The 7,113-nt window shown below is 35.2% G+C and carries 8 protein-coding genes; all 8 read right to left on the reverse strand.

Annotated elements, in window-relative coordinates:
* Positions 1-211 precede the first annotated feature (211 nt).
* Entirely contained in the window at positions 212-1,090 is an 879-nt protein-coding gene (locus ACZQCL_RS03575) for a PTS system mannose/fructose/sorbose family transporter subunit IID (protein WP_117995756.1), read from the reverse strand.
* Complete coding sequence (locus ACZQCL_RS03580) at positions 1,080-1,871, reverse strand: PTS mannose/fructose/sorbose/N-acetylgalactosamine transporter subunit IIC (protein WP_117570702.1); 792 nt, start codon at positions 1,869-1,871, stop codon at positions 1,080-1,082. The genes ACZQCL_RS03575 and ACZQCL_RS03580 overlap by 11 nt, the downstream gene beginning before the upstream one ends.
* Positions 1,872-1,894: 23 nt before the next feature.
* Entirely contained in the window at positions 1,895-2,371 is a 477-nt protein-coding gene (gene agaB / locus ACZQCL_RS03585) for a PTS galactosamine transporter subunit IIB (protein WP_003863846.1), read from the reverse strand.
* A 239-nt stretch (positions 2,372-2,610) separates the two neighbouring features.
* Positions 2,611-3,777: a M20 family metallopeptidase gene (locus tag ACZQCL_RS03590; RefSeq protein WP_227991490.1), complete on the reverse strand. Its 1,167-nt coding sequence runs from the start codon at positions 3,775-3,777 to the stop codon at positions 2,611-2,613.
* 98 nt (positions 3,778-3,875) lie between these two features.
* The gene (gene agaF, locus ACZQCL_RS03595) at positions 3,876-4,307 is read right to left on the reverse strand and encodes a PTS galactosamine/N-acetylgalactosamine transporter subunit IIA (RefSeq protein ID WP_227991493.1); all 432 of its coding nucleotides are present in this window, start codon (positions 4,305-4,307) and stop codon (positions 3,876-3,878) included.
* A 37-nt stretch (positions 4,308-4,344) separates the two neighbouring features.
* Positions 4,345-5,523: an SIS domain-containing protein gene (locus tag ACZQCL_RS03600; protein ID WP_117925977.1), complete on the reverse strand. Its 1,179-nt coding sequence runs from the start codon at positions 5,521-5,523 to the stop codon at positions 4,345-4,347.
* A 139-nt stretch (positions 5,524-5,662) separates the two neighbouring features.
* The gene (locus ACZQCL_RS03605; protein WP_227991496.1) at positions 5,663-6,514 is read right to left on the reverse strand and encodes an aldose epimerase family protein; all 852 of its coding nucleotides are present in this window, start codon (positions 6,512-6,514) and stop codon (positions 5,663-5,665) included.
* Between the two features lie 23 nt (positions 6,515-6,537).
* A partial coding sequence (locus ACZQCL_RS03610; protein ID WP_482481861.1) for an HAD hydrolase family protein occupies positions 6,538-7,113 on the reverse strand: 576 nt, incomplete at its 5' end.

The following is a 7,113-nucleotide window of genomic DNA, read 5'->3' on the forward strand; positions in this document are numbered from 1 at the left end:
TTAAATTCTGTACACATGTTTCATTACCTCACTTACAGGTAAATTGTACAAGTCTATTTGACATTAATGATGTCTATATCCTGTTTTATTAAATGTGTCTAAATCATTAAAAAAATTTTTAATGACCTAAAAATAAAATTAAAGGTTGTAAGGATATAATCCGTTACAACCTTATATTTGAGAGAAAATATTCTAACTTCGTTAGATTAGCCTACGCAACTACTGACCATGGAACTGGTACTAAAGGTGTATATGAACCTGCCCAGATTCCGAATGCAGCTCCAACAATACCGATTACTAAGAATAATGCGATACATTTTACTGGAGTCCAGTTTTTCTTCTTAATCAATACATAGCACATCATAGTGAATGCGAATGCGATTAAGCAAGGTAAAATCATATTTAAGTAGTTTTGGATTACAATTGGATCACCTTCACCATTAGCGATTGAGATACCTAATTTAGTTCCTCCACCATAGTTAGAAATTAAAGCACCAACAACGAATACACCTAATACACTTGCAGCGTGAGTGAATGCTTTAGCGTTAGCAGTCATCATCTTAACAGCAGTTAAACCTAAGTTGTATGACCAGTACATTAAAGCATAACGTAAAACCATTTCAACACCGAATGCGATAACGAAGTATAAGATTGGTCCCATGATACTTCCATCAATAGCCATGTTTGCAGTTAAACCAGCAGTGATAGGAATTAATGTATACCAGAACAATGCATCACCAATACCACCTAATGGAGCAGCAGTTGAGATACGTACAGAACGAATTGTCTGAATATCAGTTTTTTGTTGTTCCATTGATAATACGATACCCATAACGAATGTTACGAAGAATGGGTGAGTATTAAGGAAATCCATGTTGTGAGTCATAGATGCAGCTAAGTCATCTTTATTTGTGTGGATTTTTTCCAAACCTGGTAAAATAGCCCATAACCAACCAGCAGATTGCATACGTTCGTAGTTGAACGCAGCCTGTAATTGGCAAGAACGCCATACCATTTTATTTAAAGTCTGTTTATCTAATCTTGCAGCAGGAGTAGTATCCTTGTAAGAAGTCATTGCATTAGATTCCATCACTTACACCTCCCTGCGCAGCTTTTGTTTCAATAGAAGTAATCTTGAAGTCTAATAATGCGATTGCAACACCGATGAATGCAACTAAGATCAAGCAAGCAGAAGCTGTAGCTTCAACGTTACCAAATAGTAATGCAGTTGCAAAACCACCTAGCAACCATCCCCACAAGTCGTTAGAAAGCATAATCTTTAACAATACAGCGAAACCTACGAAACGCATCATTCCACCGGCAGCACTTAAACCACCCATGAACCAGCTTGCGTTTTCACTTAAGCTTTGTAAAGCACCAGAAGCAGCAGTTCCACCAACATATGCTAAAATAGCGATTACAGCAAATAAAGTACCTAAGATAGCCATAGAAGTATTACATACAGCTGTAATTCCTTTAGGGTTAGCTTCATTAGCAGCTTTATCAGCTTTAGCCATTAAACCAGACATGATTGTAAATGTTAATGTTACAACGTATTGTCCGAATGTAGCGAAAATCATACAAGCTCCTAAAGCAGCATTAATGTCCATTTTTGCTTTAACAGCGAAAATCATAGCAACAACTGATCCTAATACAGCGTTAGGAGGCTGTGCTCCACCAACTGGCATGTTACCAACCATCATTAACTCATATGTACCACCAACAACTAAGCCAGTGTTTACATCACCTAAGATTGCACCAATAATTGGACAAGCAATGATAGGACGATAAACGATTTCAGTTAATGAGAATTGGTCGATGGCAAAGAAGAATGTTACAATTGCCAATAACACAATTTCTACAATATTCATTTTTCATTTTCTCCTTTTTTGGATTAGCTCCAAAGTTTATTAATATCTTCAGGTGCGATGTCAGGTACACGTTGAATTTCTAATTCAACACCTAATTCTTGCAATTTCTTGAATGCAGCAACATCATCGTCATTTACAGCTACCGTAGTAGCGACTTGACGTTTACCTTCAGACATGTGCATGTTTCCAATATTACATTTTTTAATTGGAACACCACCCTCAACTAGACGTAATACATCTTGAGGTGTTTCACAAATGATGAAGATTTTTTGAGCAGGACTTGCTTTTCCAATAATGTCGATTGTCTTCTGAATTGAGAAGTAACGAGTCTGAGCATAAGCTGGAGCAGCCATGTTCATCAAACCTTGACGGAATTCATCTTTTGCGACAGCGTCATTTGCAACTAATAATAAGTTAGCTCCTAGAACTCCACTCCATTGAGTTGCAACTTGACCGTGAATCAAACGATTGTCGATTCTTGTTAATAAGATATTTGGCATATTCTCTCTCCTTCCTGATAGCGCTTTCTTCTTTAAAGAATAACTATCTTGACTATATTATACATTTTCTATGCATAAATGCTTTACACATTTTAAGAAATTGTTTGCACTTTTTAGTATTTTTTTATTTTTTATCACTAACAATTATAAAAATTGGCAAAAAAAAACACATAATTATCACAAAATCAATTTAAAAGCCCATTTTGAAAACCTTTTCACAAAATAAAAGGACATGCTAATTAGCATGTCCCTTCTTTAAACTCTTTTTTTGCTTTTTCTAACTTTTCAGGTTCAGTAATCAAATCTAAACCAATTAACGCAATAGCTGTAGCTGCTGTTACTAATCCAGCTTTTCCATCTTCACTAATTGTTGCAGCCGCCATTTCTTTAGAATGACCAGCAACTGAGCAATCTGCGATTTTGATAGTTCCCTGAATTGTTGGACAAACATAACTTACACTTCCAACATCTGTAGAACCACATGGAACTTCATCAACCGGATTAATTTGCTCAACTCCTAGCTCTTTATATTTTTCTGTCAACATATCAGCTAGTGTATAGTTGATTTTTGTATCTTCATAAGGACATTCATACATGCTTGTTTTGTAAGTTGTTTGACTTGCAGTACATGATCCCTTCACACAATCCTCTGCACGAGCTGCAATCTCTTTACAATATGCCATTGTAGTTGCTCTAAAATAATACTCCATACTTGCATAAGCAGGAATTACATTGGCTGCTAAACCTCCATCGCGAATAATTCCATGAATATATGATCCTGGAGTCACAAATTGACGTAACATTGAAATCTGTGTATATGTACTAATCGCTGCGTCTAATGCACTGTGTCCCTCTTGAGGGCGACATCCATGCGCATTCTTACCAAAGAATTCATACTTAATTGGTAAAATAGCCAATGATCTTGATCCGACACCATTTTCTGTACTTGGATGAACCATTAGAGCTGCATCTACATCATCAAATACCCCAGCTTCACTCATCTTAACTTTTCCACCAAAGTTTTCTTCACCAGGCGTACCCACAACACGTACAATTCCACCAATTTCATCAATAACACTCTTCAAGGCTTCACCAGCCGCAATACCAATACCAGCAATCAAGTTATGTCCACATCCATGTCCAACTTCAGGAAGTGCATCATATTCACACATATAAGCAATTGTTGGCCCTTCTTTACCCGATTTATATTCAGCCACAAAATCTGTATCAACCACTACGCTAGACTTTACATCAAAGCCTGCATCTTTTAAATATTTCACCAATACCTTCTGTGTTTCATATTCCTCAAAACCTGTTTCCGGATTATCGTATAGTGTTTTTACAATATCCATATATGCATCTAAATGCTCTTGAATAGATGCCTCAATTCTAGTTTTATAATCCATTCTAAAAACCTCCATATGTAAAAATATCATACCTCATTTTCAGATATTTGAAAAGTTTTTTCAAAAGAAAAAAAGCCAGGCAAAGCCTAGCTTAAACATTAGATGCCATCTGAAAAATCGTCGTTTTGTTCAATGTGTTGGAATACATAACGCATAACTTGGTCTTTTCCAACGTTGCAAGCTGATTCAGCTAAAGCATGAACATCTTCAGAGAAAGTACGAGTTAAGTTGATTTCAACTAACATACCTAAGTTTGTACCTGCAACAACTTCTACGTTTCCTCTTGGGAATCCAATTTCAACAGCCGTTTTGAATGGAGAACCACCAGCTAAATCACTTAATACAATGATTCCTTCGCAGTCTTTTAATGAATCCATAGCATCTGTTAATTTTTTTGCTAAATCATCCGTTGAATCTGTAGCTTCAAAATCTACAGCAACATATTCTTTTGCATCTCCAGCAATCAAGTTTAAGCTTGTAGTTAAACCTGTCGCAAAGTGGCCATGACCAGTAACAATTAATCCTATCATCTTCTTTTTTTCTCCTCTAATTTTCTCCTCTAAATTCTTACTTTGCAGTATATGGGTAAATAGTAACACCCTTAACAACACGGTTTACTTCACCTGTTGGACATGGATTGTCTGGTGTAATCTTGTAGCTCAATGATTTAAATAATGCGATAACCTGAGCAACTAAAATATAGTCAAATCCTAAGAAAATATTATCTTTAGGTGCATCTAAATCAAAGTTAATGAATGTATCTACTAATCCTTCGATTTCAGCATCTGCATGACTAGAAACAGCAACTAAACGGTTCTTTTTGCGTTGTCCACTCATTTCTTTAATAATGTCATATTCATATTGTCTTTGATATTCATCATCTGATAAATAAACAACTGTTAAACATTCATCGTTGATAACTGATTTAGGTCCGTGACGGAATCCCATTGGACTATCAAATGTAGTTGTAACTGTACCAGCAGTTAATTCACAAATTTTTAATTGACTTTCTTGAGCAATACCCTTCAATGTATTTGCACCTAAGTATACAATACGGTTAAATTCCGCAAAGTCAGCAACTAAATTTTCACATACTTTGTATCCTTCATCAACAAATTTTTGACCTTGAGCGATAACACTTTCCATTTCTTTTGCAACTTCATCAATATCATCTAAACGGAAACATAATAATGCAGCCAACATCATGTTAGAGAAACTTGAGGTCATTGCGAAAGACTGGTCATGAGTTTCTGGTGTTAAGTTAATATCGTAAGCATTGTCACGAGTAGCAGCCGCTTTTGCTAAAGCTCCATCTTTGTTACATGTAATGAATAAATGATACACATTTTCCTTACATACTTCATCAGCAACTTGTACTGAGCCAACACTTTCAGGAGAGTTTCCTGAACGACCAAAGTTCACTAATAAAGTCTTTTTGTTTCTTGATAAATAGTTTTCTGGAGTTTCTACTAAATCAGTAGAAGCATATGATTTTGCATGGTAACCAGTATAACGGTTAACATATGAATATAATGCATTACCTACATATTCACTTGTTCCAGCACCTGTAAACACGATATCACAATCTGGATCACTTAATACAGGTTCCATGAATTTCTTTAAAGCTTCCTTTTCATTTTTGATTTGAGCAATTGTTTTTGCCCAAGTGGCAGGTTGTTGGTAGATCTCCTGTGCAGTAAAAATACCACTTAATTCTTCCCAAGTTGATTTTTCTTTTCCGAACATTTTTCTTTCTCCTTCTGAACTAATTTCATTATAACCGTTTTTAACTAAAATAAAAGATTTTAGATGAAAGTAAACTAAAAAGTGCAAATTTGTTCTTTAAAAATACAAATTTTTATTAAAAAAGAAGGATTTCTCCTTCTTAAAGTACCTCGATCCAGTATGAACAAGACCACTCTTCATTTGGTTTTAAAACCATAGTTCCTTCTCTATGATAGAAATCTGGTGTTTCTTTTTCGAAATCCCCATGTGAATACCAAGGTTCAATGCATAAGAAATCCGATGCACTATCATGAGTCCATAAAGCCAAATATGGATATCCCTCAATCGATACGCGAACCACTTCTTCATCTCCATGTTTTAAAGTTACATAATTTGATTTTAAATCCTTATAAATAATCGTCGCATACTTCTTTACATCTTCTCTAGACAATTTCCATTCTTTAAATGCAACATCCTGATACTCTACATTCTTTTCGTAGCTAGGATCAAACAACAATTGTTTCGTATTTTCTTCTTTTTCAAATGCCAAAGTATACGTAGAAAATTCATCATCCAATTTAAAGGCAGGATGCAAACCAAACCCAAAAGGCATGTCCTTAGAGTCATTATTTTTTACATGATACTGAATTAAAACTTTATTTCCATCCAATTTATATCCAATCTCAAAATGGAAATTAAAAGGATATTGAGCTAACGTATCCTCATTCGCATCTAAGCTAAATACAAGTTCATCTTCTTGACTTTCACCCTTTAAAGTCGCATAACGAATCAAGCCATGATTTTTCATCGCATATTTTTTACCATCAATCTCATAATCCTTTGTATACGTATTTCCTACCATTGGAAATAAAGAAGGATTTCTACCAGACCACCCCTGATCTCCTTGATATAAAGTTTCATGATTTGTACTCTTCTTTACTAAGTGCAGCATTTCGCCACCCTTTTCTGTGCACTCCAACTTCAATACATCATTCTCTAAAATATAAGCCATCTTATTCTCCTCCTATTCAGCTTTTATTTTCCCATTAAGAAATTGTAGATGCCATCCTCATCCACTCTTCCAATCACAACATCACTAACTTCTTTTAATGCATCACACGCATTGCCCATCGCAACACCCACGTCGGCAAGCTTCAACATATCAATGTCATTGGTTCCATCCCCAAAACAATACGTTGTTTCAAATGCATGAGCATCTATGATTTTTTTCACAGCCGTTGCCTTATCTACTTGATTCGCACGCAATTCAAAACAATCCGAATATTCAACATACCCTAAATTCTTGATCAAAGGTCTTAACGCCTCTTTTGTTTCTCCTTGGCAAAAAAGTAAAACATTCAACACTTCATCCTCTTTATAAGGTTTATAAACTGGACTGTTTAGATACAACTCAAAATATATATTATGCGCAAAACTAGAATATGGCATACCAAAATAATTTCCCCCTCGTGTACTGTAACGATATTCCAAGTTTCGTTCTTTACAAAATTGATCTATACTTCTCATTGTTTCTTTTGGAATGCAATTCATTTCAAGAACCTCTTTTTGTTTATCCAAAATCAAAGCGCCACCATCACTGATCATACAATC

The sequence above is a fragment of the Holdemanella sp. genome, assembly GCF_056804935.1.